General features: G+C 67.3%; 28 protein-coding genes and 1 pseudogene. 18 read left to right on the top strand and 11 right to left on the bottom strand.

The features are described from left to right. The first annotated feature begins 32 nt into the window (after window positions 1-32). Both BLU18_RS10780 and BLU18_RS14600 read left to right on the top strand, forming a co-directional pair. The gene (locus BLU18_RS10780; protein WP_092634902.1) at window positions 33-1,823 is read left to right on the top strand and encodes a helicase C-terminal domain-containing protein; all 1,791 of its coding nucleotides are present in this window, start codon (window positions 33-35) and stop codon (window positions 1,821-1,823) included. A 126-nt stretch (window positions 1,824-1,949) separates the two neighbouring features. After that, complete coding sequence (locus BLU18_RS14600; protein WP_143025259.1) at window positions 1,950-2,138, top strand: DUF7317 family protein; 189 nt, start codon at window positions 1,950-1,952, stop codon at window positions 2,136-2,138. Window positions 2,139-2,144: 6 nt separating this feature from the next. Here the strand turns inward: BLU18_RS14600 and BLU18_RS10775 are convergent, their stop codons facing one another. Then, a complete protein-coding gene (locus BLU18_RS10775) occupies window positions 2,145-3,248 on the bottom strand; it encodes a 60S ribosomal export protein NMD3 (RefSeq protein ID WP_092634900.1) in 1,104 nt (367 codons plus the stop codon). Between the two features lie 85 nt (window positions 3,249-3,333). Between BLU18_RS10775 and htpX the strand changes: the two genes are divergently transcribed. The 3 genes from htpX (at window position 3,334) to radA (ending at window position 5,966) form a co-directional block, all read left to right on the top strand. Beyond that, window positions 3,334-4,203, top strand: a complete 870-nt coding sequence (htpX, locus tag BLU18_RS10770; protein WP_092634898.1) for a zinc metalloprotease HtpX — start codon at window positions 3,334-3,336, stop codon at window positions 4,201-4,203. After that, window positions 4,204-4,815, top strand: coding sequence for a PspA-associated protein PspAB (pspAB, locus tag BLU18_RS10765; RefSeq protein ID WP_092634895.1), 612 nt, complete (start codon window positions 4,204-4,206; stop codon window positions 4,813-4,815). Between the two features lie 119 nt (window positions 4,816-4,934). Next, window positions 4,935-5,966, top strand: a complete 1,032-nt coding sequence (gene radA, locus BLU18_RS10760) for a DNA repair and recombination protein RadA (RefSeq protein ID WP_092634893.1) — start codon at window positions 4,935-4,937, stop codon at window positions 5,964-5,966. Here the strand turns inward: radA and sufU are convergent, their stop codons facing one another. The 3 genes from sufU to BLU18_RS10745 all read right to left on the bottom strand — a co-directional run bounded on the left by sufU (window position 5,967) and on the right by BLU18_RS10745 (window position 8,446). After that, window positions 5,967-6,386: a Fe-S cluster assembly sulfur transfer protein SufU gene (gene sufU, locus BLU18_RS10755; RefSeq protein ID WP_092634891.1), complete on the bottom strand. Its 420-nt coding sequence runs from the start codon at window positions 6,384-6,386 to the stop codon at window positions 5,967-5,969. 45 nt (window positions 6,387-6,431) lie between these two features. Continuing rightward, window positions 6,432-7,418, bottom strand: coding sequence for a transcription initiation factor IIB (locus tag BLU18_RS10750; RefSeq protein WP_092635327.1), 987 nt, complete (start codon window positions 7,416-7,418; stop codon window positions 6,432-6,434). A 284-nt stretch (window positions 7,419-7,702) separates the two neighbouring features. After that, entirely contained in the window at window positions 7,703-8,446 is a 744-nt protein-coding gene (locus BLU18_RS10745) for a DNA polymerase sliding clamp (protein WP_092634889.1), read from the bottom strand. Window positions 8,447-8,630: 184 nt separating this feature from the next. Between BLU18_RS10745 and BLU18_RS10740 the strand changes: the two genes are divergently transcribed. The 3 genes from BLU18_RS10740 to BLU18_RS10730 all read left to right on the top strand — a co-directional run bounded on the left by BLU18_RS10740 (window position 8,631) and on the right by BLU18_RS10730 (window position 10,617). Then, window positions 8,631-9,284, top strand: a complete 654-nt coding sequence (locus BLU18_RS10740) for a helix-turn-helix domain-containing protein (protein WP_176791232.1) — start codon at window positions 8,631-8,633, stop codon at window positions 9,282-9,284. Window positions 9,285-9,365: 81 nt separating this feature from the next. Further along, window positions 9,366-9,719, top strand: coding sequence for a DUF7344 domain-containing protein (locus BLU18_RS10735; protein WP_092634884.1), 354 nt, complete (start codon window positions 9,366-9,368; stop codon window positions 9,717-9,719). 130 nt (window positions 9,720-9,849) lie between these two features. Beyond that, entirely contained in the window at window positions 9,850-10,617 is a 768-nt protein-coding gene (locus tag BLU18_RS10730) for a 23S rRNA (uridine(2552)-2'-O)-methyltransferase (RefSeq protein WP_092635325.1), read from the top strand. Here the strand turns inward: BLU18_RS10730 and BLU18_RS10725 are convergent. Genes BLU18_RS10725 through tatC form a run of 3 tightly spaced genes read right to left on the bottom strand, consistent with a single transcriptional unit; the run spans window position 10,614 to window position 13,715 of the window. After that, window positions 10,614-11,339: a queuosine precursor transporter gene (locus tag BLU18_RS10725; protein ID WP_092634882.1), complete on the bottom strand. Its 726-nt coding sequence runs from the start codon at window positions 11,337-11,339 to the stop codon at window positions 10,614-10,616. The genes BLU18_RS10730 and BLU18_RS10725 overlap by 4 nt on opposite strands. Further along, window positions 11,336-11,512: a ribbon-helix-helix domain-containing protein gene (locus BLU18_RS10720; RefSeq protein WP_092634880.1), complete on the bottom strand. Its 177-nt coding sequence runs from the start codon at window positions 11,510-11,512 to the stop codon at window positions 11,336-11,338. The genes BLU18_RS10725 and BLU18_RS10720 overlap by 4 nt, the downstream gene beginning before the upstream one ends. A 31-nt stretch (window positions 11,513-11,543) precedes the next feature. Next, a complete protein-coding gene (gene tatC, locus BLU18_RS10715) occupies window positions 11,544-13,715 on the bottom strand; it encodes a twin-arginine translocase subunit TatC (protein WP_092634878.1) in 2,172 nt (723 codons plus the stop codon). 111 nt (window positions 13,716-13,826) lie between these two features. On the opposite strand from tatC, the gene BLU18_RS10710 reads away from it, so the two are divergent. Further along, window positions 13,827-15,119: a twin-arginine translocase subunit TatC gene (locus BLU18_RS10710; protein WP_092634876.1), complete on the top strand. Its 1,293-nt coding sequence runs from the start codon at window positions 13,827-13,829 to the stop codon at window positions 15,117-15,119. A gap of 96 nt (window positions 15,120-15,215) precedes the next feature. After that, window positions 15,216-15,845: a histidine phosphatase family protein gene (locus tag BLU18_RS10705; protein ID WP_092634875.1), complete on the top strand. Its 630-nt coding sequence runs from the start codon at window positions 15,216-15,218 to the stop codon at window positions 15,843-15,845. Here BLU18_RS10705 and larE read toward each other — a convergent pair. Next, a complete protein-coding gene (larE, locus tag BLU18_RS10700; RefSeq protein WP_092634873.1) occupies window positions 15,842-16,702 on the bottom strand; it encodes an ATP-dependent sacrificial sulfur transferase LarE in 861 nt (286 codons plus the stop codon). The genes BLU18_RS10705 and larE overlap by 4 nt on opposite strands. 115 nt (window positions 16,703-16,817) lie before the next feature. On the opposite strand from larE, the gene BLU18_RS10695 reads away from it, so the two are divergent. The 5 genes and pseudogenes from BLU18_RS10695 to BLU18_RS10675 all read left to right on the top strand — a co-directional run bounded on the left by BLU18_RS10695 (window position 16,818) and on the right by BLU18_RS10675 (window position 22,282). After that, complete coding sequence (locus BLU18_RS10695) at window positions 16,818-18,791, top strand: MutS-related protein (protein WP_092634871.1); 1,974 nt, start codon at window positions 16,818-16,820, stop codon at window positions 18,789-18,791. A 42-nt stretch (window positions 18,792-18,833) separates the two neighbouring features. Beyond that, entirely contained in the window at window positions 18,834-19,223 is a 390-nt protein-coding gene (locus BLU18_RS10690) for a DoxX family protein (protein WP_218124090.1), read from the top strand. An 89-nt stretch (window positions 19,224-19,312) separates the two neighbouring features. Then, window positions 19,313-19,657: pseudogene (locus BLU18_RS10685) on the top strand (YegP family protein); the annotation flags it as partial. Between the two features lie 47 nt (window positions 19,658-19,704). Beyond that, window positions 19,705-20,829: an ORC1-type DNA replication protein gene (locus tag BLU18_RS10680; RefSeq protein ID WP_092634867.1), complete on the top strand. Its 1,125-nt coding sequence runs from the start codon at window positions 19,705-19,707 to the stop codon at window positions 20,827-20,829. A 58-nt stretch (window positions 20,830-20,887) separates the two neighbouring features. Continuing rightward, a complete protein-coding gene (locus tag BLU18_RS10675; protein WP_092634865.1) occupies window positions 20,888-22,282 on the top strand; it encodes an outer membrane protein assembly factor BamB family protein in 1,395 nt (464 codons plus the stop codon). Here BLU18_RS10675 and BLU18_RS10670 read toward each other — a convergent pair. Both BLU18_RS10670 and BLU18_RS10665 read right to left on the bottom strand, forming a co-directional pair. Then, on the bottom strand, window positions 22,279-22,725 hold the full coding sequence (locus tag BLU18_RS10670; RefSeq protein WP_092634863.1) for a DUF7965 family protein: 447 nt from the start codon (window positions 22,723-22,725) through the stop codon (window positions 22,279-22,281). The genes BLU18_RS10675 and BLU18_RS10670 overlap by 4 nt on opposite strands. Continuing rightward, window positions 22,718-23,137, bottom strand: a complete 420-nt coding sequence (locus tag BLU18_RS10665) for a hypothetical protein (protein ID WP_092634861.1) — start codon at window positions 23,135-23,137, stop codon at window positions 22,718-22,720. Before BLU18_RS10665 ends, BLU18_RS10670 begins: the two co-directional genes overlap by 8 nt. 80 nt (window positions 23,138-23,217) lie before the next feature. Between BLU18_RS10665 and rpiA the strand changes: the two genes are divergently transcribed. Beyond that, complete coding sequence (gene rpiA, locus BLU18_RS10660; RefSeq protein WP_092634859.1) at window positions 23,218-23,907, top strand: ribose-5-phosphate isomerase RpiA; 690 nt, start codon at window positions 23,218-23,220, stop codon at window positions 23,905-23,907. 128 nt (window positions 23,908-24,035) lie between these two features. Here rpiA and BLU18_RS10655 read toward each other — a convergent pair whose 3' ends face one another. Further along, window positions 24,036-24,203 (bottom strand): DUF1931 domain-containing protein, encoded by a 168-nt coding sequence (locus tag BLU18_RS10655; RefSeq protein WP_092634856.1) that lies wholly within the window; start codon window positions 24,201-24,203, stop codon window positions 24,036-24,038. A 151-nt stretch (window positions 24,204-24,354) separates the two neighbouring features. Here BLU18_RS10655 and larB point away from each other — a divergent pair, with 151 nt between their 5' ends. Together larB and BLU18_RS14920 are read left to right on the top strand one after the other, a co-directional pair. Continuing rightward, window positions 24,355-25,113 (top strand): nickel pincer cofactor biosynthesis protein LarB, encoded by a 759-nt coding sequence (larB, locus tag BLU18_RS10650; protein ID WP_092635321.1) that lies wholly within the window; start codon window positions 24,355-24,357, stop codon window positions 25,111-25,113. Window positions 25,114-25,250: 137 nt separating this feature from the next. Continuing rightward, a complete protein-coding gene (locus BLU18_RS14920; RefSeq protein ID WP_176791231.1) occupies window positions 25,251-25,400 on the top strand; it encodes a DUF7563 family protein in 150 nt (49 codons plus the stop codon). The last annotated feature ends 2 nt before the right edge of the window (window positions 25,401-25,402 follow it).

Raw genomic sequence — 25,402 nt, 5'->3', positions numbered from 1 at the left:
AGTATTACTTGCGCTGACGGGCTGGACCCATCGTGGACCCCGACCGCATTCCGGCCTCGTTTCCGGCTCCCTCTTTCCGCGGCAATCAGCGCGAAGCGCTCGACGCCATCCGCGACGCCTTCGCCGCCGGCAACGACGCCGTGTTGGTGCGCGCGCCGACCGGGAGCGGCAAGTCCCTCCTCGCGCGCGCCGTCGCCGGCGCGGCCCGAACCCCCGAGGAGGCCGAGCCATCGGACGCCACCGGGGCCTACTACACCACACCGCAGGTGTCCCAACTCGACGACGTGGCCGAGGACGACCTGCTCGAAGACCTGAACGTGATTCGGGGCAAGCGCAACTACACCTGCATCCTCCCCGACGAGCAGTCGACGCCCGTCGACCGCGCGCCCTGCGCCCGCGAGTCGGGCTACGACTGCTCGGTCAAGCACCGCTGTCCGTACTACGCCGACCGAGCCATCGCCTCGAACCGCTCGATTGCCGCGATGACGCTCGCCTACTTCATGCAGACCGCCGGTTCCGAGGTGTTCGGGCGACGGGACGTGGTCGTCGTCGACGAGGCCCACGGCCTCTCGGAGTGGGCGGAGATGTACGCCACCGTCGACCTCCAACCCGCGACAGTGCCCGTCTGGGACGACGTGGGCGTGCCCGACGTGTCGGCGGCAGACGACCCCGTCGAGCGGACGGCACGCTTCGCAGAGACGCTCGCGGGCGTCTGTGAGCGGGCAGCGGAGGACCTGACCGCCAGCGCGGAGTTGACCCCGGGCGAGGCGGCGCGACGCGACAGACTACAGGACCTTCGCTCCGAACTCTCGTGGTTCGTCTCCGACTACCGCGACCCCACCAGCACGACGACGTGGGTGGTCGACCAACCGGACGGCGAAGGGACGCCGATAACTATCAAGCCCCTCGACCCAGCGCGCTACCTCCATCACACCGTCTGGGACCGGGGCAACAAGTTCGCGCTCCTCTCGGCGACGATTCTGGACAAGGAGGCGTTCTGTCGCGGCGTCGGGCTCGACCCCTCGAACGTGGCACTCGTCGACGTGCCACACACCTTCCCGCTGGACAACCGCCCGCTCTACGACGTGACACAGGGGAAGATGACCTACGAGCATCGGGACGAGACGGTGCCGAACGTCGCGCGACTGCTCGTCCGCCTGATGGCCGCCCACCCGTCGGAGAAGGGCATCGTCCACTGTCACTCCTACGCGATTCAGGAGCGACTGGCCGACCACCTCGACGACTTCGGCGTCGCGGCGCGTGTGCGGACTCACGACCGGGACGACCGGGACGCCGAACTGGAGTCGTGGAAAGCAACGGGCCGTCCCGACGTGTTCCTCTCGGTGAAGATGGAGGAAGCGTTGGACCTACGGGGTGACCTCGCGCGCTGGCAGGTGCTCTGTAAGGCACCGTATCTCAACACGAGCGATTCGCGGGTGGCGCGCCGCCTCGAAGACGGGCAGTGGAGCTGGTACTACCGGGTCGCGCTCCGGACGGTGATTCAGGCGGCGGGCCGGGTCGTCCGCGCTCCCGACGACCACGGCGCGACCTACCTCGCGGATTCGAGCCTGCTGGACCTGTTCGACCGGGCGCGGACCGACATGCCTGACTGGTTCGCGGACGCCGTGGATGCGATGAGTCGCCCCGACTTGCCCGAGTTCGACCCGCAGGCGGCGCTTGCCGAGACGAACGGCGCGGCGTCACGTGGAAACGGACGGACCAAGCGGACACAGACGCGCCAGTCGTCGAACGGGGGCGGCGCGAGTGGCGGCGACGACGGGGGCGACGACAGCCACCCCCTCTCGGACGTGTGGGGAGAATGAGGCATGGGTGACAACGCCACCCACAAAGTGGCCATTCGTTTTTCAATCACCGCTCGATTGTGGGATTTGAGCAATTCAGTCTACGAAGCCTTAGGTACCGTCGAATCGTAGGTCGAGTCTACTCAAATGCGTAGCCACTCGTTTCGGTCGTCGGTGACGCTGTATCGCAACGGAACTCTCACGCTCGCGCAGGCGGCGCGACACGCTGGCTGTTCGGAGGCGGCGATGGCCGCGGCGGCGACGACGCAGTCTGCGCGGACGACATCAGACACGAGCGCCGACGGCACCGCGCTCAGTCGCTCCGTCGACGTCTGACTGCCCTCACTCGGGCAGGACGTGAAGTCCGGCGCGAGTTTTGACGACGGGCGTCGTCTCCGCGTCGGGGTCGAAGAAGTCCGGGCGCGGCACCGTTTTGGCGGCGTACGTCTCGGGGTCGAGTATCTGGACGGCGTGGTCGTCCTCGACGGTTACCACCGTCGTCTCGACGGCGTCGTCGCGGGTGGCGAGACGGTGCCCCGGCGTGTCGCCCTCGAAGGGTTCCTCGTAGTCGTCGCCCGTCGCGAGGCGGACACCTTTCAGATTCCCGGTGACGCTGGTGACGAGGACGGGGCCGTCGTCGTCCTCTGGGTCGATGATGTCGCCGGGCGTGAACTTGGGCAGGCGGACCGCGTAGGTGACGCGATACACCTCGTTGCCGTCGCCGTCCTCCGTAACGAGGGTGGGGAAACTCTCCACGTCGCCGCCGAGCTCGCGCGTGATGCGACGGGACACCTCCTCGCCCAGTCCGTTGGTCGAGAGCTTCACGTTCGGGCCGTCGTCGGTCTCTTTGACCTCGGTCACGAACGCCTCGCGGTCACCGTCGCCCTCCTTGTCGGCGACGTGTGACTCGGCGATTTCGACCGCGCGGGACCGCTCCTCGGGGGTGGGCGTGCGGTCGGTCGCCCGAACCTGGACGGTGCTGGCGTAGTAACCGCCGGCGATGCGCCCACAGCGGTCACAGGTGCCCCGCGAGATTTTGACGGGGACGACCACCGACTCCTCGAGCGGCGTCTGGCGGACGACGCCGGTGAACTGGCAGTGCATGCGGATGGTGGTCTCGTCGACCTGTTCGGGGTCGACCGCCCACGTCACGTCGCGGGCGTCGACGTGGACGCCGAGGGCTTCGCTCACCTCGTCGATGGCCACGTCGGTGTAGTCGCGGGCGTCGACGTCGACCCAGCGGTTGCCGCGCTGGACGGCGCCACAGCCAGAACAGACGAGCACCTCGATTCGGTCAGGTGCGTCGACCAGGTCGAAGTCGTCGAAGTAACAGGCGTCACAGAGCCGCCGGTCTCGGTCCCGCGGCTCGCCCGGTAACGGCTCCGCACGGGTCGGGACCGGGTCGCCACAGCGGGGGCAGAACTCGCGAGACTCGCTATCGCTCATCGGCCGGCAGTAGTCGGTCGTGGCGGTTAAGCCCCGCGACATGGCGAGCGATACTGTTTACCTTCGGCCGCGAATATCGGTAGGTATGGAGTGGAAAGCCGACTGGGGACTGCGAGGGCGGATGGTCCTGACGATGTTCCTCCTCTTTGCCCTCTACATCGTCTTCATCGCCATCCTGTCGCAGTACATGGGCCTGTTCGGCATCGTCGTCGTGATGGGGCTGTTCTCGCTCGGCCAGTTTTTCTTCAGCGACCGACTGGCGCTGTACAGCATGGGCGCCCACCGGGTCGACGAGAGCGAGTATCCCGACCTACACGCGACGATTGGCCGACTGTCACAGCAGGCCGACCTGCCGAAACCCACCGTCGCCGTCGCGGAGACGGAGGTGCCGAACGCCTTCGCGACGGGGCGCTCGCCGTCGAACTCGACGGTCTGTGTGACGAAGGGATTGCTCCGCAGCCTCGACGACGACGAACTGGAGGGGGTGCTGGCACACGAACTCGCCCACGTCAAGAACCGGGACGTGATGGTGATGACCATCGCCTCCTTCCTCTCGACGATTGCGTTCATGGTCGTCCGCTGGGGGTGGCTATTCGGCGGGAACCGCAACCGACAGGGCGGCGGGGGCGTGTTCGTCGCCATCCTCGTCTCGCTGGTAGTGTGGGCCGTCTCCTTCGTCCTCATCCGGGCACTCTCGCGATACCGCGAGTACGCCGCGGACCGCGGTGCGGCGGCGATTACGGGCAACCCGTCGGCGCTCGCCTCGGCGCTCATGACCATCTCCGGGCGGATGGACCGAGTGCCACAGGAGGACCTGCGCGAACAGGCGGAGATGAACGCCTTCTTCGTCATCCCCATCAAGAGCGGCGTGGTCGGCCGCCTGTTCTCGACGCACCCGCCGACGGAGAGGCGGGTCGAACGGCTTCGCGACATGGCGCGTGACCTGGAGACGTAGATGGGGCTGTTCGACACCCTCCGCTCGGTGCTCGGCTTCGGCGCCGACGCCGCCGCGACGCGAGACGCCGACCCCGAGGACCTGTTCGGGATGAGTACCGCCTACGTCACCATGGAGGCGGACCTCGATTTCGTCCCCGCCGGTGCCGCGGCGCTCTGTTTCGCTTCCGTCGACAGCACCGACTTCGACGCCGCCGTCGACGAGGTGTCGACGATTCTCGACGCCGGCGCCGAGGAGACGGGGACCACCTTCCACCACCACGAGGACGACCACGGCTATCACTGGGTCGTCCTCGAAGACGACGACCCGGAGGACCTGGTGACGAGCGTCCACTTCGCGGCGGACACGTTCGAGGAGGCGGATTTCGGCTCTCGACTCCTCGCCGCCGTCTTCGGGTTCGTCCGCCCGCGCGACGACACCCGCGCATACTGGGTCTACTCCTTCCGGCGCGGGGCGTACTACCCGTTCGCCCCGACTGGCGGCCACGAGCGAGACAACCGCGTGGAGTTCAAACTCGCCTCGGTCCTCGACGGCGAACTCGACGTGGAAAACGACGAGAGCTACTGGTACCCGATGTGGCCCGACGCCCCCGACGGCCACCCCTGGGAGTAGCGCGACTTCGCTCCTAAACGTTCGCGTGACGCGTCAGCGACCCGCATGCCGTCATCGAGTTTCACTTTCACCACGGTGTTAACGAGGCTTTATGTACGGGCCGGCACAAGCGAGGGAACATGGCAGAAGACGATTTGGAGAAGCTTCCGGGCGTAGGGCCGGCGACGGCAGACAAGTTGGTCGACGCGGGGTTCGAAAGCTATCAGAGCATCGCAGTCGCCAGTCCGGCGGAACTCTCGAACACCGCCGACATCGGCGAATCGACGGCGAGCGACATCATCAACGCGGCGCGTGACGCCGCGGACATCGGCGGATTCGAGAGCGGGGCGGCCGTCCTCGAACGCCGCGAACAGATTGGCAAGCTCACCTGGAACGTCCCCGAGGTGGACGAACTGCTCGGCGGCGGCGTCGAGACACAGTCCATCACGGAAGTCTACGGCGAGTTCGGTGCCGGGAAGTCACAGGTCACGCACCAGCTCTCGGTGAACGTCCAGTTGCCCAAAGAGTACGGTGGCCTCCGGGGGAGCGCCATCTTCGTGGACAGCGAGGACACGTTCCGCCCCGAGCGCATCGACGACATGGTGCGAGGGCTGGACGACGAGATAATTCAAGCGACGATGGACGACCGCGGCATCGAGGGGTCGCCCGGCGACGAGGAGGCGATGGAAGCGCTCGTCACCGACGTTCTCGACAAGATTCACGTCGCCAAGGCGTTCAACTCCAATCACCAGATTCTGCTGGCGGAGAAGGCAAAGGAACTCGCGAGCGAACACGAGGACACCGAGTGGCCGGTGCGTCTGCTCTGTGTCGACTCGCTCACCGCGCACTTCCGCGCCGAGTACGTGGGCCGTGGCGAACTCGCGGACCGGCAGCAGAAACTCAACAAACACCTGCACGACCTGATGCGCATCGGCGACCTCTACAACACCGCCGTCCTCGTCACGAATCAGGTGGCCTCGAATCCGGACTCGTACTTCGGCGACCCCACCCAACCCATCGGTGGCAACATCCTCGGCCACACCTCGACGTTCCGGATGTATCTCCGCAAGTCCAAGGGTGACAAACGTATCGTCCGACTGGTCGACGCGCCGAACCTCGCCGACGGCGAGGCCGTGATGCGCGTCCAAGACGGCGGCCTGATGCCCGAGTAACTACTCTTCGGTCGTCGTCTCGTCGATTTCGAGGTCGCCCTCGTGGATTTTGGCGCCGTCCTGAACCACCTTCTCCGCGAGGACGGCACACTTGATTCGCATCGGACTGATGTCGACGCCGAGCATCTCCACCACGTCGTCGGTGTCCATCTCGGCGACTTCGTCGAGGGTCTTCCCGGGGAGACGTTCGGTGAGCATGCTGGCGCTGGCCTGACTGATGGCACAGCCGTCACCGGAGAAGCTGACGTACTCGATGGTTTCACCGTCGTCGGCGAGCTGGACATCTATCTGGATGGTGTCACCGCACGACGGATTCTCGCCGACGTGAGAGAACGACGGGTCCTCGAGAGCCCCGTGATTCCGGGGGTTCTTGTAGTGGTCGAGAATCTGCTGTCGGTACATATCCGAGCCCATACCCATAGTTACCTCCGGGTAGGTGGCTGCCGAGTAAAAGGATTCCGGGAGTTAGGCCGCGAGGGCCCGGTCGGCGTCCTCGTAGGCTTCGAGGAGTTCGCGGTAGCGGTTGCGGATGGTGACCTCGGAGATGTCCGCCACCTCACTCACTTCCTGCTGGGTGATCTGCTCGTTGGTGAGCAGGGGTGCGGCGTAGACGGACGCGGCGGCGAGGCCGACGGGGTTCTTCCCGCTGTGGACGCCGCGTTCCTTCGCGGCTTCGAGCATCTCGCGAGCGAGGTGTTCGGCCTCGTCCGAGATGTCGAGTTCGGAGGCGAACCGAGTGACGTAGCTCACCGGGTCCGCGGGCGCGACTTCGAGGTTGAGTTCGCGCACCACGTAGCGGTAGGTGCGTTTGAACTCCTCTTCCTCGACGCGGCTGACGCGGGCGACTTCGTCGATGGTTCGGGGGACACCGGCCTGTCGGGCCGCGGCGTAGAGCGAACTCGTCGCGACGCCCTCGATGGAGCGGCCGGGGAGCAGGTCGTCCTCCAGCGCGCGGCGATAGATGACGCTGGCCGTCTCGCGGACGTTCTCGGGGAGGCCGAGCGCGGAGGCCATCCGGTCGATTTCGCCGAGCGCCTGTCGGAGGTTTCGCTCCTGATGGTCACGGGTCTGGAACCGTCGGTTCCAGGTGCGAAGTCGCTGCATCTTCTCGCGCTGATTCGAGCTCAGCGCGTTGCCGTAGGCGTCCTTGTTCTGCCAGTCGATGGTGGTCGACAGACCCTTGTCGTGCATCATCTGGGTCGTCGGGGCACCGACGCGGGACTTCGAGTCCCGTTCGCTGGAGTCGAAGGCGCGCCACTCGGGGCCGTGGTCGATTTCGTCTTCCTCGACCACGAGGCCACACTCGCTACAGGCCGTCTCGCCGTGTTCCGCGTCCGTCACCAGCGAACCGCCACACTCCGGGCAGACGTGTTCCTGTTCGCTCTCGGTTGTCGATTGCTGTTCGTCGATGGTCCGCGTCTCGTTTGCCGTCCACGTGTGTGTTTCAGTCATGATAGGGTGGGACGCCACGAGGTGCCGAGCGGGGGGACCGGCCCTCGTAGCGCTTCTTACCAATAGTAAGTCTGACAAGTATATAAAGATTTCGCTGAAATAGCCGAGTGCATATAAGGACACCGAAATATACACCAACTATACTGACATATCCCCGTCTGTCGATTACATCTACTATAAAAATCCTTTGTGCGTTGTTGACACGGACGGGAGACTCACGAGTTCGGAGAACGGAGACAGAACCGCAAGGGCGTCGTGCCGTCCGTCGGACGACGCTCGTGGCGTTACTCGCTCTGGATGCGCGGCGCGAGCATGAACGTCACGTTGCCCATGCCCTCGGCGAAGTCGTAGTGGAGTTTCACCGGGAACTCCTCGCCGAGTTCGATGGTCACCTCGGCATCGCCCGGAATCGCCTTGTTCATGTCCTTGAGGTAGTCAAGGGAGAACAGCGAGTCGGCGGGCCCGGCGTCCAGACGAATCAGGTCGTCGGTCCCCATTTCGAAGTCCACGTCGTCGGTGTCGCCCTCGGCCTCGATGTGGAACGTCTCCGCGCTCTCGTCGACGCGGAGGTTGATGTGGTCGGAGACCATGTCGGCGGCGGTGATACCGCGGTCGAGTTGGTTCCCCTCGACGACGATTTCGGCCGGCAGGTCGAGGTCGGGGATGTCCGGTTCTTGGCGGATGGAGTCGGGGTCGATGAGCGCCAGCGTGTAGGAGAGACCGTCGATTCGGATGTGAAGTTTCCGAGTCTCCTCGTCGAGTTCGAGGTGGACGAGGTCGCCGGCGTTCCCCATGCCCGCGATGTCTTCGAGACGAGCGAGGTTGACGCCGATGACGCCGCCGTCGGCCTCGTAGGATTCGAACGCCCCCGCGTCAAGCGAGAGGTCGACCATCCCCACGTTCGCCGGATCGACGGCGCGGATCGACAGCCCGTCCTCGTTGAGCCGCATCTTGCACTCGTCGACCAACACGCTCACGGAGTCGAGGGCATCCCGGAGCGTCGACGCGCTCACGATGGCCTTGAACATGTATCGAGTGGTGTGCTCCATGCGTTAAATAATACCCGCTGTTCGGTCGCGGCCGCGCGCGACCCGCGCGGGTGAGCGTCGCAACACGATATGTTTATCACGGAGAGCTCGCGGCCGAACCAAACTTGGTTAACCAAGCATACCTGCTATGACCCTTCGTAAGCAAGTGCCCAACGGACTATCTATGGGTGTCATAGTTGACGTACGAATTCCGGCTCACGACTTCGAGTTCGGTCGTCGATTCCCGATACGGGACGGCGACGCCGAGCTCGAACGCGTCGAGCCGAGGGGGGACGACGATGTTGCGATTTTCTCGCTCTCGAATCCACCGACGAACCGAACGGACGGGGGTGAAAATCCCTTCACCGGCACCGACGGATATCAACTCGACCGGATTCACTTAGGCGACGAGCGGACGCTTCACGTCCTGGAGTGGGACGCGGACGCGGACCCACTCGTCCGACTCCTCGAGGAACACGACGGGTCGATTCGCCGCGGCACGGGGAGCACCGACGCCTGGACGTTCGAGACGCAGTTCCCGACACACGAGGCCTTTGACTCCTTTCGCTCCGCAGTCGACGGCGCCAAGGCGAACGTCGAGGTGCTACGCGTGTACAACCCGACGCGACAGGGGACTGGTGCCTGGTACGGACTCACGCCGCGCCAGCGTCGGACGCTCGAACTCGCCGTCGAGCGCGGTTACTACGACATCCCCCGCCGGTGCACGACCATCGAACTCGCCGACGAACTCGGCATCTCGGACCAGGCAGTCACCGAACGGCTCCGTCGCGGCATCGTGACGTTCGTCACCAACGCGCTCTTGCTCGACGATGAGTGACACTGAATCTGACTGTACGGCGCGTCGACACATTGATGTACGAACCTATCGAATCCTGGTTTGTCCCAAAGGGGGGAGAGGATGACGACGTCGAACGCAAATCAACACAAGCGGACGACGGTCGAAGGAGTGGGCGGGAACCGATACGAGGAGGGCCGCGTCGACGCCGTATTCGACGTACTTTCGGACGCACGCCGACGCCGCGTCGTTCGAGTGTTGCGAGACCACGGCGACGCGACGCCGGTGTCCGACCTCGCGGCCGCGCTCGCGGTCCGAGAACCCGGCGAGCACGAACCGGAGCGACTCACGGTGTCGCTCAGACACGTCCACCTGCCGAAACTCGAGGCGACCGGCGTCGTCGAGATGGTGGACGACGGCGCCGCGGTGCGCTACGGCGACGCACCGCTGGTCGAGACGCTGTTAGAGCAAGTGTAGGCCGGACGAGACGGGCCGTCACGGCAGGTGTCGAATTCGGCACGTCTTTCCGGTTCGACCGCCTCGTTACGACCATGATTCGAACGTCCTCAGACGCACGCGACGGGTGTGTGAGGCGGGTGTGTGTGTCATGACCGGGAAAGACGACTACTACAACCGCTCGAAACAGGAGGGCTACCGCGCACGGTCGGCGTACAAGCTCAAACAGCTCGACGAAACGTCGAACCTGTTCGCGCCGGGCGACACCGTCGTGGACCTCGGTGCGGCGCCCGGTGGGTGGCTCCAAGTCGCCGCCGAGGCGGTCGGCGAGAGCGGAACCGTCGTCGGCGTCGACCGCCAGCGAATCCGGGCGCTCGACTACGAGAACGTGTCGACGGTCCGGGGCGACATGACCGAGGACGCGACGCTCGACCGCCTGCGAGAGGTCGTCGGTGACAGCGGCGTCGACGCCGTCGTCTCCGACATGGCCCCCAACATGACCGGCGAGTATTCGGTCGACCACGCGCGGTCGATTCACCTCGCGCGACAGGCCTACCAGGTCGCGCTCGACCTGCTCGTGCCCGGCGGCGATTTCGTGGCCAAGGCCTTCGATGGCCCGGACCTCGCGGACCTCCGCGAGGAGATGGAGGCCGACTTCGAGTACGTCCGCACGGTCCGGCCCGACGCGTCACGCGACGCCTCCTCGGAGCTGTATCTGGTGGCGAAGGGGTATCTCACCGCGCCCATCGCCGCGGGCGACGAACTCACCGTCGAAATCACCGACGAGGGTGACGAGGGTGACGGCATCGCCAGCGTCGACGGGTTCACCGTGTTCGTCCCGGACGGGACGATAGGCGAGGAAGTCGAGATTCGAATCGAGGACGTGAAACCGCGGTTCGCGTTCGCCGAGCGCCGTTAGTCTCGGTCAGTCGCGGACACGGCGGCCTTCGCGGCGGCGTCGTCGCGCGAGCGAACGAGGCCGACGACAGCGTAGACGAAGGGCGTGTCGACGAGGGCGATGAGGAGTTTCAGGAGGTACTGACCGATCATCAGCGTGACCACGACGGACCACGGCGTGGTCGGGCCGATGCCGGCGTACTGGGGCAGAAGGTAGAAGGCGACGCCGACGAAGATGACGGTGTCGAGAACCTGACTCGTCGCCGTCGAGACGATGTTTCGGAGCCAGAGGAAGTCGCCCTCGGTCGCCTCGCGGAGGCGGTGGAAGACGACCACGTCCCAGTTCTGACTGACGATGTAGGCGAGGAGGCTCCCGGCGACGATGTTGGTCGCGGGAGCGAGGACGCTCTCGAACTGCGCGGCGAACTCGGCGTTACGGCCCGGGGCGAAGATGGTGGACCACACCAGCGCCAACAGGACGAAGTTCATCACGAACCCGACGTTGACCATCACCTGCGCGTCGCGGCGGCCGTAGAGTTCGCTGTAACAGTCGGAGGCGAAGAAGGTGAGCGCGTACGCCAGCGCCGCACCGGGGAGGAGGATGGAGCTACCGACACGCGGTAGCGCGACGGGCAGCGGAATCGCGAGCACTTTCGAGGCGGTCAACTGGGAGGTGACGAGCGCCGTCACGAACAGCGACAGGATGGCGACGCGGCCGACCGGCCACTCGGTTCGAGCACTCATTCGTCCGTCTCCAGTCGGTCGTGGCGGGCGTCGATTTCGTCGAGCAAGTCGAGCGTCTTCCGGACGGACGCGCGGATGGCGTCGCTCCGGTTTACGAACTTCCCGTCGTCACCGACGTGGTCGTCGAGGTCCGCGAGCAGCTCGTCGGGTATCTCGACGCTTATCTTGGCCATGCTGGAGTATTATCCAGCGAATATCTACGTCTTACGCTTTCGCCGTCCGGCCGCCGAGGTTCCGCCGCCCGCCGAAGGTGACGAGGAACAGTATGGCGAGGCCAACGCCGTAGGCGACCATGAGCGGAATCGTGACCATGAGCATCGTCGTCACGTCCGCGGGCGTCGCGAGGGCAGCGAAGGCCATGATGCCGACGGTCACCTCTCGCCAGCGCTCGCGCATCGTCCGGTAGGTGACGCCGGCGGAGTTGAGCAAGAGCATGAGGACGGGCACGTCGGCGAGGATGCCGATGCCCGCGGTGGTGAGGAAGATGAGCCAGAAGAAGTTGGTGATGCGGTAGGCGATGACCATGTTCGCCCGGACACCGTCGGCGACGAGATAGGAGATGACCGTCGGCGCGACGATGGAGTATCCGAGCGCGAACCCGGCGAACAGACCGACGACGAGCGCGGCCGCCCACCCGAAGATGAGGTTCCGATTGCCGTAGACGATGCCCCGCTCTCGCAGCGCCGGCCACGCGTAGTACGCGACCATCGGGAACGTGACGGCGGCGGCGATGAGCGTCGAGAACTTCACCTCGAAGATGAGCGCTTCCATCGGGTGGAGCGCGACGACGTTGATGTCCTCGGGCGTCACCTGCTGGGGTAGCTGCGAGAGGAACTGCTCGAAGACGCGGCCGATGCCGCCGGTGTAGAGCCACCCGAACGTCGCCGCGAGGACGATGCCGAACACGGCGACGATGCGGAAGGCCCGCGAGGTGAGGCTGTCGAGGACGAACCGGATGTCGGTGTAGTAGCCGCCGATGTCGTCCTCGTCTTTCTCGCCGTCGGTGAGTTCGTCGAGGAAGGTGCCACTGGCCCGGGACGCTCGGTCGCCGATTTCCTCGGTGGTCGATGCATCCTCGGCTTCGCCTTCAGCCTCCTCGTCCGCCGTCTCGACTTCGTCGAAGCGGTCCAGGATGGCCCGCCCTTTCTCCTTGTCGCCTTCGTCGACGGCGTCGCCCGCCATCGACACCGCGTCGTCTTCGCTCAGTTCCGCGAACGCCTCCGGCGGCGCGGCCCGAATCCCGTCGGCGTCGAGCTCCGAGAGGTCGATATCGGCGGGGTCGCCGACGGCCGTCGGGTCGACCGCGGCGTCGAACTCCGTGTAGACGTAGTACATGAACGCCGCCACCCCGGCGACGAGGCCGCCGAGTGCGCCCCAGAGTCCGAGCGCGGCGGCCCGAGAGACGGGCAGCGTCGCACCGGGTTGGGCGAGGCGTCGACTGCTATCCAGCCACGCCAGCGCGTCGTTGGCGGCGGCCAGTCCGCCGCGAGTGAGGAAGGCGTACGTCGCCAGTCCGCCGAGGAGCGCGATGCCGAGGATGATGTTCCAGTGCCGGAGGGCGGCGACGCGGACGCTGACCTGTTCGCTCCCCCGCTTGGCGGTGACGACGATGCGCGTGAAATAGAGGCTGAAGGCGTAGAGTGCGATCATGGGGATTGCCCACATAATCTGCGTGAAGGGGTCCGGCGGCGTGAACAGCGCACCGAAGAGGACCATGGCGACGACGGCGTGACGCCAGTAATCGCGGAACGCCTCGTAGGAAACGATTTCGGCGTACGCGAGGCCGCTCATCGCCAGCGGGAGTTGCGCCGCGAGGCCGAAAGAGAGCGTGAGCAGGAAGATGAACTGCGCCCAGAGGACGATGGAGTACGTCGGCGTGAACCCGGCGGTGATCGCGTTGTTCGCGAGGAAGGCGAACATGACGGGGAAGAAGACGAGGTAGCCGTAGGCGAGGCCGAGGAAGAAAAGTCCCGTCGCGATCAGGCCCCCAACGGCGAGTTTCCACGGCGTGACGGGCGAGGAGGGCCACAGCCCTCGAACTTTGAGGGCGTCACGCGAATAGTAGAGGAAGACCGGGAGACAGAGGATGATGCCCGTGACTAAGCCGATTTTCGCCTGCAGGAGGATGACGTCGAACGGCGTCTGCGCGATGATCTGGAGTTCGCCCGACGTCGCGGCGTCCATCTTCGACCGCGTGACTGCTTCAAGGAACTCCCAGATGTAGAGCCGAAGGGCGTAGAACGAGCCGATGAACCCGACGAGAAAGACGATGAACACCTTCTGGAGGTCCTTCTGTGCGGACCGGAGCATCGCGCCGGCAGTCTCGCGGCCGGCGTCCAGTGTCTGACGGGTGTCCTCATCGAGCGCGCTCGACATGCACGAACGAAACCGTCTCGTTGCTATCAATCTTTTTCTCCGCGTACGGCCGAACGCCGTCGCGCCACGATGGAAAAAGGCCTATAACAGCACGGGAGATATGTCGGGTGAATGGCTGAGGAACCGGAGTCGGGGAGTCCGTCAGAGTCGCCGACGGACGGGGACTCCTCTCGGTCGTCGACGGACGCCGAGAGCGACGAGGACGACATCCCCGGCGGGTCCATCGAGGACTTCGTCGACGACGAGTCCGTCATCCGGACGGACGAACAGGCGCCGATGGGGGCGACCGGCACACCCGACCCCTTCGACCCCGAGGAACGCAAGAACGTCTCGGACGCCGTCGGCGCGCCCGTTCCCGACTCCGAACTCGACGACGACCCGGACATCGAACTCGACCCCAGCGTCGACAGCGAGGAGTCCGTCATCGAGACGGACGACGACCCGAGCGACGAATCGGTCATCGACACCGACGAGGACAATTCGGTCGTCGAACGCGACGACGAGTCGGTGACCGGGGGCGAGTCGCAGACGGAAGCGCCGACCGAAGCGTCGGAAGCGCCGGCCGAAGCAGTAGCGACGGAGACGCCGGCCGAGCCGGCGGCACCGGAGACAGTCGACGAACCGGCCGACCCAGCGCCCGACGGCGACGTTGCCGAGGACGGCATCCTCGGCGAGGGGCCGGCCTCGGACGAGGAGATGCCCCTCGCGGACCACATCGAGGAGATGGTCCGTCGACTCGGCGTCGTCCTCGTCGTCGGCGGTATCGTCGCTCTCGCCGTCTTTCCGTTCGCCGACCAGATTATCAACTTCCTCTGGAACTCCCACATCCCCGGCGCGCAGACGATTACCGACCGCCGACCCCGGCTGTACGGTCCGCTCGAGCTCCTCGTGACCGAACTGAAAGTGTCGGCGCTCGCGGGCTTCGTCGTCGGACTCCCCATCGCTGTCTACGAGACGTACCTGTTCATGCGACCCGGGCTCTTCCCCCGCGAACGCCGTTACTACCTCGCCGCCGTCCCGACTAGCCTCGTGTTGGCGCTCATCGGCGTCGCCTTCGCACATTTCGTCGTCCTCCCCGCCATCTTCGCGTACTTCACCTCCTACACCACCGGCACCGCCGTCGTCGCGTTCGGTCTCAAGGAGACGTTCAGCCTCATCCTCGTCCTGATGGGGTACATGGCGCTCGTCTTCCAGATTCCGCTGTTCATCATGCTCGCAATCATGATGAACCTCACCACCCGGGCGTGGCTGGAACAGCGCCGCTTCCTGTTCTGGGGTGGCTTCCTCGGCGTCGCCTTCCTCGTCAGCCCGGACCCGACGGGAATGGCGCCCATCATCGTCGCCGCGACGATGATTGGCCTGTTCGAGGGCACCCTCGCGCTCCTGCGCTGGACTGGCAACTGACGGGTCGTGTGAGAATCTATCTCGTCCGGAGCGGACCTGTGTGATTTCTCGGCGTCCCGAGGAAGGCTCTTGTATGGCACTGGTGTAGCGACGCCCATGCCGACCGTACTCCTCGCCCGCCACGGCGAGACGACGTGGAACCGGGACGGCCGCCTGCAGGGGTGGGCACCGACGCCGCTGACAGACCGCGGCCACGAGCAAGCCCGTGCGCTCGCAACCGCCGTCGACACCGAGTACGACGTGGACCGAATCCTCACCTCGGACCTGCGGCGCGCCCGCCAGACCGCCGCCCATCTCGGCGAACGGACGGGGGTCGACCCCGTCCACCGGGCGGCGTGGCGCGAACGCGACTTCGGCCGGTATCAGGGGCTTCCGCACGACGAGGTCCTCGAGGACCACGACCGCTTCGCGATTCCCCAGGCGGGCCGGGACGCGGTGGACGCACGGCCCGAGAGTGGCGAGAGTCTGCGCGACGTGCGCGAACGCGTGCTGTCGGGGTGGGACCACGTCCTCGCGACGAGCGACCCGGACGAAACGGTCGCTGTCGTCTGTCACACCGGGCCGCTCGAACTCCTCGTCGGCGAACTCGACGGGCGCGACATCGTGGACGCGATGCTCGAGGGCGAGCAAGACAACTGCGGGCTGAACGAACTGCGCGTTCGCGACGGCGAGACGCGACTGGTCAGCGAGAATCGGACGGACTTCCTCGACGCGCCGCGGGCCTAGTCGCGAACCGGATACTCCTGTTCGAGGTCCGGCCCGTCGCCCTCTTCTGCCGGACTCACGCTCCCCGTCCGGTAGCCCTGCAGGTCGAGGGTGACGTGGTCGAAGCCGGCGTCGGTGAGGTGTTCGCGGGCCGCGCGGGCGAAGTCCGAGTCGAGGGCCGCGTCGAGTTCGTCGGGGGCGACTTCGATGCGCGCGAGGCCGTCGTGGTCGCGGACGCGGAACTGCGAGAAGCCCCACGTCCGCAGGAGGCGTTCGGCTTTTTCGACGCGTGAGAGCTTCTCCTCAGTCACCTCCAGTCCCGTCGGGATGCGCGAGGAGAGACAGGCCATCGAGGGCTTGTCGGCGACGGAGAGGCCGTAGCGCTCGGCGGCCTCGCGCACCTCGTCTTTGGTGATGTCGTGGGCGAGGAGCGGCGAGAACACTTCGAGCTCCTCGACGGCGCGGAGGCCGGGGCGGTGGCCCTCGCCGGGGTCGGAGGCGTTGGTGCCGTCACAGACGGTCCCGATGCCGAGGTCACGGGCCACCTCGTACATCTTGCCGAGTCGCATCGTCCGGCAGTGGTAACACCGGTCGTCGTCGTTGGCGACGAAGTCGGGGTTGTCGAGCTCGGAGAAGGTGACCGTCTCGTGGCGGATGCCGATTTCCTCGGCCACCCGCGTGGCGTCGTCGAGTTCTTCGGCGGGGAGGGTCTCGCTGCGGGCGGTACACGCCACGGCGTCGTCGCCGAGAGCGTCGTGTGCGAGGGCGGCGACGACGCTGGAGTCGACGCCACCGGAGAAGGCGACGACGACGCCGTCGCGGTCGGCGAGAGCGTCGCGAACGGCGTCGAGTTTCGCGTCGAGGGCGGGAGCGCTCATTACGCCCCCGTACCGCGCCGACGGCCAAAAGCGCGTTGTCTAGCCCGTCGGCCGCGCGGCGTGACGGCCAATCGACCCGCAACGTTTTGCCGGATGGGGCGATACACTGCGCCGAATGGAGTTCACGGCCATCCCGGGCGTCGGCGAGAAGACGGCGTCGGCGCTCGCCGACCTCGACGACGCCGAACGAGCGCTCCGGGAGGGCGACGTGGCGGCACTCTCGCAGGCACCCGGCCTCTCCGCGGGCCGGGCCGCGGCCATCGCCCGCGCCGCCGTCCGCCACGAACACGGCGCTGACGGGGAGTTCCTCGCGACCGACCGGGCGCGCGACGTCTTCGAGAACATTCTCGCCCTACTCCGCGAGCGAACGGTGACCGACTACGCCGCCCGGCGCTTGGAGACGTTCGTCCCCACGGGTGCGCCCTCCCGCATCGAAGAGGTTCGAACGCTGGTCGACCGCGCGACGAGTCGGGAGGTGTCGGCGGCGACGATAGACGCCCTCTCGGCCGTCGAACCCCTCGACACCCCGCCGGCGACGCGGGTCCGCGACCGCTGTCTCGCGACGACCGACGCCGAGCGATACGCCGAGGCCGACGACGCTTTCCCCGAACTCTCGGTCGAGGTGGTCGACGACGCCCGCGACCTCGCGGAGCTCGCGCGGTCGTACGCGACGGTCATCGCCCTCGACGAGTCGTTCGCGGGCGTCGACGTGGAGGGGGACGTGCGCGTGCGCCCCGATGCCTTCGAGAACCCGGCGGACATCGTGCCCGAACGACCGCTCGCCTTCTTCGCCGCGAACCGCGACTCGTTGCTCGCGGCGGCGCGCGTCCACGAGACGGCGGGGATGGACCCGCCCTGTGACCTCGACGCGCTCCGGGACGCCCTGTCGCGTCTCGACGACGACGGCACGCCCGTCGGCGACGACGAACTCGACCGACTCACGACGGCGGTCGACGACCTCGACGCGGCGGTCAGCACGGCAGAGTCGGTCGCCAACGACCACCTCCGCGAGGTCATCCGCGAACGCGACGTGACCATCGAGGGGACGGACTTCCTCTCGTTGGTCGAACAAGGGGCGCGCGTCGACGCCCTGCTCTCGCGAGAGCTCGCCGACGACTTCGACCGGGCGCTGGAGAAAGCGCGAGGTCACCTCGTCGACAGCCTCTCGCTCGAAGACGAGTCGGGCCTCGCGGAACGCGTCTTCGACGACGACCCCACCTTCCCGCTGGAGCGAAACGACGAGGCCGTCTCGCGCCTGCGGACGGAACTGAAGGCGACGCGGGACCGCCGCGCGGCACGCCTGAAGACCGAACTGGCCGACGACCTGGACGCGCTCCGAGAGCCGGCGGAGACGCTGGTGCGGGCGGCGCTCGAACGCGACGTGGAACTCGCGCTCGCCCGGTTCGCCGACGACTTCGACTGCACGCTCCCCGAAATCAGCGACGACGTGGCGGGCGTCGCCATCGAGGGCGGGCGCTCGCCGCTCCTCGACGTGGCCTTCGAGGACGTGGAACCCGTCGACTACACCGTCGCCGGCGTGACGCTCCTCTCCGGGGTCAACAGCGGTGGCAAGACGTCGACGCTCGACCTGCTGGCGCTGGTGGCGATTCTGGCCCACATGGGCCTGCCGGTGCCCGCCGAATCGGCGCGGGTCGAACGCGTCGACGAACTCCACTACTACGCGAAGAGTCAGGGCACCCTCGACGCCGGGGCGTTCGAGGCGACGCTCCGGGACTTCGCGGAGTTGGCCCGGGGGACCGACTCGCGCCTCGTCCTCGTCGACGAACTGGAGAGCATCACGGAACCCGGCGCGAGCGCGAAAATAATTGCGGGCATCCTCGAATCTCTGGACGGCCAGTCGGTGACGGCCGTCTTCGTCTCCCACCTCGCGGGCGAGATTCGGGACGCCGCGAGCGTCGACATCGCCGTCGACGGTATCGAGGCCGTTGGCCTCGTCGACGGCGAGCTCGAGGTGAACCGCTCCCCCGTGACCGACCACCTCGCGCGCTCGACGCCCGAGCTCATCGTGGAGAAGCTGGCGACGGAGGACGACGCGGCGTTCTACGGCCGGTTGCTGGAGAAGTTCTGACGGTGACAATCCCTATCTGCCCAGCCCCGTAACGGGTGGCAGATGCACGCTGTCTTGGCGCAGTGCAAGCGGCCGCTCCGCTACGTCATGGGCGCACTGTACGTCGTCGCGGGCCTCCTGCATTTCGTCGTGCCGTCGCTGTACGTCCAGATAGTGCCGCCGATACTGCCCGCACCGCTGGCGCTGGTTTATCTGTCCGGTGTCGCCGAAGTCGGCGTCGGGGTGGGCGTGGTGGTGCCACGGACGCGCCGGTACGCGGCGTGGGCGACCATCGCCCTACTCGTCGCCGTCTTCCCCGCGAACGTCTACATGGCCGTCTCGATGGTTACCGTCGAGGGACTGCCGGGCGGGGACCCCTCCCCGCTCGTTCGCTGGGCGCGACTGCCGCTACAGGGCGTGTTGATACTGTGGGCGTACTGGTATACGGACTGACCGCAGGGCCTGTCGTGAGCGTACGCCGGGAACGCGTCGTAGCCACCACCTATACGGGCGCCGAAGTCGAATGGTAACGTATGTCGACCTTCGAAGTGTACGAGGACGCGGCGGGTGAGTGGCGCTGGCGACTCGTGGCGCGGAACGGTGAAATCGTCGCGGACAGCGGCGAAGGCTACGGGAGTCGAAGCGGCGCACGCGAGGCGGCAGAGCGGGTTCGCGGCGGGGCGCCCGAGGCGGACCTCCCCGACATCGACGGCCCGGCGTTCGAGGTGTACGAGGACTCGGCCGGCGAATGGCGCTGGCGGCTCCGCTACGCGAACGGCGAAATCGGCGCGGACAGCGGAGAGGGGTACGGAAGTCGGAGCGCCGCGCGCGACGCCGCAGAGCGGGTCCAAGACGGTGCCGACGACGCGGACATCGAGACGGAATAGGCGGTTCGCGGCAACCATTAAGTGGTCACGCGAGCGAGGTGAAAGTAATGACAGAGGACCCCGAGGAGGGGATGCTGTCGTGGGACGAGTCCGTCTTTCGAGACGAACACGTCTTCGAAATCGACTACGTCCCGGAGACTTTCGACCACCGAGAGACGCAACTCGAGAGTCTGAAGTACGCGCTCCGACCGGCGGTCCGTGGCTCCCGCCCGCTCAACACGATGGTCCGCGGGCCGCCGGGGACGGGGAAGACGACGGCGGTGTTGAAGCTGTTCGGCGAGCTCTCCGGACAACCGGGCGTGCGGACGGTGCGGGTGAACTGCCAGCTCGACTCGACGCGCTACGCCGTCTTCTCTCGGGTGTTCGAGAACGTCTTCGACTACGAACCCCCCTCCTCGGGCATCTCGTTCAAGAAACTGTTCGGACAGATTACGGACCGCCTCGTCGACGACGACGAGGTACTGGTGGTGGCGCTCGACGACGTGAACTACCTCTTCTACGAGAACGAGGCGTCGGACACGCTCTACTCGCTGTTGCGCGCCCACGAGGGGTCGACGGGCGCCCGCATCGGCGTCATCGTCGTCTCCTCGGACCTCGGCCTCGACATCATGGAGGAACTCGACGGGCGCGTCCAGAGCGTCTTCCGGCCGGAGGAGGTGTACTTCCCCGTCTACGACGCGGACGAAATCGTCGACATCCTCGGCGAGCGCATCGAACGCGGGTTCCACGACGGCGTCATCGGCACGCAGGAACTCGACCGGGTGGCCGAACTCACCGCCGAGAGCGGTGACCTCCGGGTCGGCATCGACCTGTTGCGACGCGCGGGTCTCAACGCGGAGATGCGGGCCAGTCGGACCGTCAACATCGAGGACGTGGAAGCGGCCTACGACAAGTCGAAGTATGTCCACCTCTCGCGGTGTCTGCGCGAGCTCTCGGAGTCGGAGCGCGCACTCGTCGAGACCATCGCGGAACACGACGGCCAACAGGCCGGGACGGTGTACGAGGCGTTCCACGAGGCGACCGACCTCGGGTACACGCGCTACTCGGAAATCGTCAACAAACTCGACCAGCTGGGCGTCATCGAAGCCGACTACGCCGACGTGGAGGGCCGAGGCCGGTCGCGGTCGCTGACACTCTCCTACGATTCCGACGCCGTTCTCGACCGATTGTAACGGAGCCACGAGTCAGGCGGAACACATTTAGCCGCGGAATCCCGCGTGTGTGTAGACCATGTCACGTGAGTTGTTCACACGCCGCGAGTGGCTCGCCGTCGTCGCTGGCGGTGTGACCGCCGGGTGTGGCGGCCGGGCGGCCGAGCGTGACTCGGAAACGGCGACGGCGACGGCGACGACGCGGCCGACGGCGACGGCGCCGCCCACGACGACGGCGGCGGCCTCGGGGGCGACCGACGGCGTCGAGGAGTCGATGTCGGTCGACGCCGACTCGTTCGAGCAGGGACCGGGCGACTGCGCGTTGGCGGCCGACCCGGTGCCCGAGGGGACGTGGCCGATGTCCCACCGCGACCCCGCGGGGACGAACGCCGCGCCCGCGGCCAACGGCCCGACGGGCTTCCCACTCAACGAGCGCTGGACTATGTCGGCGCTGGAGGCGCAGGTGACCATGCCGGTCGCCGACGACAAGTACGTCTATCTCGTCGCCGCGGACCCGGAACCTCAGCCCGGCGTGCCAGTCGCGGCGGTGCTGTGTCACGACCCGCGACGCAACGGCGAGATTCAGTGGCGCCACCGCGTGGACGCCATGCCCGTCGGCCCGCCCGTCGCGGCCGCGGGGATGGTGTACGTCCCCTTCGGCCCGGCGGAGAACGCGCGCGTCCTCGCCATCGACCGCTCGGAGGGAACGCTACGGAACTCCTACACCCTACCCGGCCGGTTCGTGGGCGAACTCGGCACGGCCGGGACGAGTCTCGTGATGCCGAGCGAGGACGCGTACCGCGTCGTCGACGCGCGCAGCGGCGAGTTCTGCTGGTCGTTCGCCCCCAACGACGTGACGGGCACGGACCGCCAAGACCGGAAGATTCGCGCGGCCGCCGTCGGCGACGGCGTGGCGTACGTCGGCACGGGGTATCCGGACAGCCAGCCGACGACCGAAGTCGGACACGTCTACGCCGTCGACCCCGACATTTCGGGGATGCGGTGGCACGTCCCGCTCGACGGCCCGGTCGGCCGCGTCGCCGTCGCCGACGACACCGTCACGCTCACGACGGGCAACGGCGTCGTCGGCCTCGACCCCGCGTCCGGCGAGCAACGCTGGCGCGCGAGTAGCGACACCTCGATTCGCCCCGATACGCTCGCCGTCTCGAACGGACTGGCCGTCTACGGCACGCGCCGGCAGCTCTACGGCCGCGACGTTGCCACCGGCGAGCAGCAGTGGTCGCTCGGCTTCGGCGTCCGGGGCGACGTCATCTTCGTCGAGAACACGCTCTTCGCCGTCGGGCGGGCGGACCCGACGAGCAAACGCATCCTGCTGGCCGCAGTCGACGCCCGGTCGGGCGACGTGCGGTGGACACAGGAGATTTACGACCCGCTGGTGGACGTGATGGCCGCCAACGGCTACCTCTACGCCATCACCTCGGACGGCCGGCTGTTCGCGTTCACGAGCGTCTAGGCCGTCCCGAGACGGGTTCCGACCCCGACGAGCAGCGCATCGAGGAGCGCGAACGCGACGCCGACGACGGCACCGACGACTGCCGCGACGGGCGCCCCGACGAACGCGAAGACGGCCACGAGGACGAGTTCGCGGACGACGACGCCGATGACGACCAGTATCGCGAACAGGAAGCCGACGCCGGTGACGGCGCCCCACGTCGCCGCCGCGGTGAGTGCCTCCCGCCCGGCACCGAACGAGGTAGTTGCCAGCCACCGCGCGTTTGTCCGCCACGTCAGCCCCCAGAGCGACAGATAGAGGGCGACGCCGGTGGCGGTGTGGACGCCCTGCAGGAGCGACCCCAGCGCACCGACCGCGTAGAGGACGGCGACGCCCGCGACGACGAGGGCGGCGGTGTGAAAACTCGAGAGCACCCACGCGAGCCGCGCGTCCGGGTCAGCCATGGGCCATCACCGCCGCGAGGGCGACGACGAGCGTCAGGGCGAGCGTCGTGACGGCGTAGCCGCGTTCGAGCGTCGCCGTCGCGGGCGTGGCGGCGTCGCGGGCGGCGTGGACGGCGGTGCTCCGGACGGCCGACCCGAGTGCGAGCGCACCCACAAATCCGAGTTTGGCGAGGAAGGCGGCGCCCCACGCCCCGCGGGGGATGGCGGGCGCGAGCGCACCGAGGTTGCCGACGCCGGTCATCACGAGGACGCCGAAGGCGCCCCAGAACGCGAGTTCGTACGTCGTCGCGACGGCGAGTGTCGTCTCCGCGTCGGCGGTGTGGCTCACGGCCCACGCGAGGGCGCCGCCGCCGAGGGCGACGGCCATCGCCAGCACGTGGAGCCAGCGGACGGCCAGGGCAAGGGGGACCATGCGCGCCTCGACGCGGTCGAGCGCCGTATACCTGTGGCCGCACCGGGTCGCTTTTGTCGCCGCCGGTGGAGCGTGAGCGTATGAAGACACCCGGCGGACCGGACGCGGCGAAGCGTCGCGCGGGTGAGCACGCCGCCGCCCTCGTGACCGACGGCGACACGGTGGGACTGGGGACGGGGAGCACGGCGGCCCACGCCATCCGCGCGCTCGGACGAGCGGTCGACGACGGCCTCGACGTGCGCGGCGTCGCCACCTCCTACGCATCGCGTGACCTGGCGCGTGAGGTGGGGGTTCCGCTCGTGGGACTGGACGCCATCGAGACGCTCGATATCGCCATCGACGGCGCCGATCAGGTGAGCGACGACCTGGCGCTCATCAAAGGAGGCGGCGCGGCCCACGCCCGCGAGAAAATCGTCGACGCGGCGGCCGAACGGTTCGTCGTCGTCGCCGACCCGACGAAGGAGACGCCGGAACTCGACCGGTCGGTGCCGGTCGAGCTGTTGCCCGACGCGCGGGCGACAGTCGAGCGGGCGGTCCGCGAGCTCGACGGGACGCCGACGCTCCGGGCCGCGGAGGGGAAAGACGGCCCCGTCGTGACCGACAACGGCAATCTCGTCCTCGACTGCGCGTTCGGGACCATCAGCAATCCGGGGGCGCTGGCGACGGACCTCGCGACGATTCCGGGTGTGGTGGCCCACGGCCTGTTCGTCGGCCTCGCCGACGAGGTACACGTCGGCACCGACGACGGCGTGACCGTCCGCGAGCGATAGCGGTCGCTAGCGGACGCGAAAAAACGGAGAAGACTGGAACCGCCGACTTGTGCGGATTACTGTAACTGTTTCCGGTGGTTCGCCGAGAGGGCCGGCGAACCTCCGGGACTGACGTACAATAAACCGTCTTAGAGGTCGCGCGGCTGGACCGTCTTACGGTCGTTCTGCTCGGCACGACGGGCGGCGTCGTCGAGCAGTTCCTCGACTTCCTCGTCGAGGGCACTGTAGAAGTCCGAAGAGACGTTCTTGTCCTGGAGCGCTTCCTTCACGGCGGCTTTGACGATAAGGTCTGCCATACACCCCACACAAACCAACCCTTATTAATAAGATTTCCCAAATCGGCCGCGCGTGCCGCCACAGGGGCCGTTCTCGCGCGTTTCGCGCCAGATATATAAATACTGGGTCCAGAACCGACACCTACGAGTGGTTCAGGACCGGACGCGGGGTATGCGCGATATTCTCGACGCGGTGGCGAGCGGCGACCTCTCGCCCGCGGCCGCGGAGGCGCAACTCGCCGGCTACGCGACGACCGAGGCGGGGCGGTTCGACGCCGCCCGCGAGACGCGCCGTGGAATTCCGGAGGCGATTCTCGCCGAGGGCAAGACGCCCGACGAGGTGGCGTCGATGGCGCTCGCGGCGCTGGAGACGACCGGCCGGGCGCTGATCACCCGCGCCGACGACGACCACGTCACCGCCGTCACCGACGACGTGCCCGCGGACGCGACGGTCGACCGCGACGAACGCGCGCGGACGCTCGTGATTCGCGCTCCCGACTTCGAACCGCCCGACATCGACGCGCGAGTCGCCGTCGTCACCGCGGGCACCTCGGACGCTGCGGTAGGGGGCGAAGCCGCGGTGCTCGCCCGCGCTGTCGGCGCCACCGTCGAGCGAATCGACGACGTGGGCGTCGCCCACCTCGGCCGAATCGTCGACCACCTCGACACCCTTCGAGCGGCGGACGTGGTCGTCGTCGCGGCGGGTCGAGAGGGCGCGCTTCCGACCGTCGTCGCCGGGTTGATAGACACGCCGGTCATCGGCGTCCCGGTGTCGACGGGGTACGGCCACGGCGGCGACGGCGAGGCGGCGATACTCGGCATGCTCCAGTCGTGTACGGTGCTGTCGGTGGTCAATGTCGACGCCGGATTCACTGCGGGCGCACAGGCGGGGCTCGTCGCTCGTGCCGTTGCCAGCGCTCGCGAAGAATGAGCCCGGTGTGGCGCCTCGACAAATATTTTTATCGCGTATTTCTGGACATTTGTCTTATTCTTTCGTGCGCGCGCGTTTCCCTTTACGTGTGGGAACCCTACACAGAACCGTCGGCACCGGTGGTAGCCGGCACAACCATGGCACGCTGCGATCACTGTGGGTCACACGTCTCGGAGCGCTTCGCGCGGGTGTTCGCCGACGCGAGTGGGCGACTGCTCGCCTGTCCAAGTTGCTCGGCGAACGCCGGTATCGCGGAGGCGTCGAGACGCCGGACCCCGAACGCGTAGTC

It is taken from the genome of Haloplanus vescus (assembly GCF_900107665.1).
GTDB lineage: Archaea > Halobacteriota > Halobacteria > Halobacteriales > Haloferacaceae > Haloplanus > Haloplanus vescus.
Note: the sequence above shows the minus strand (reverse complement) of the source record. Positions and strands in the feature narration are given on the sequence as shown.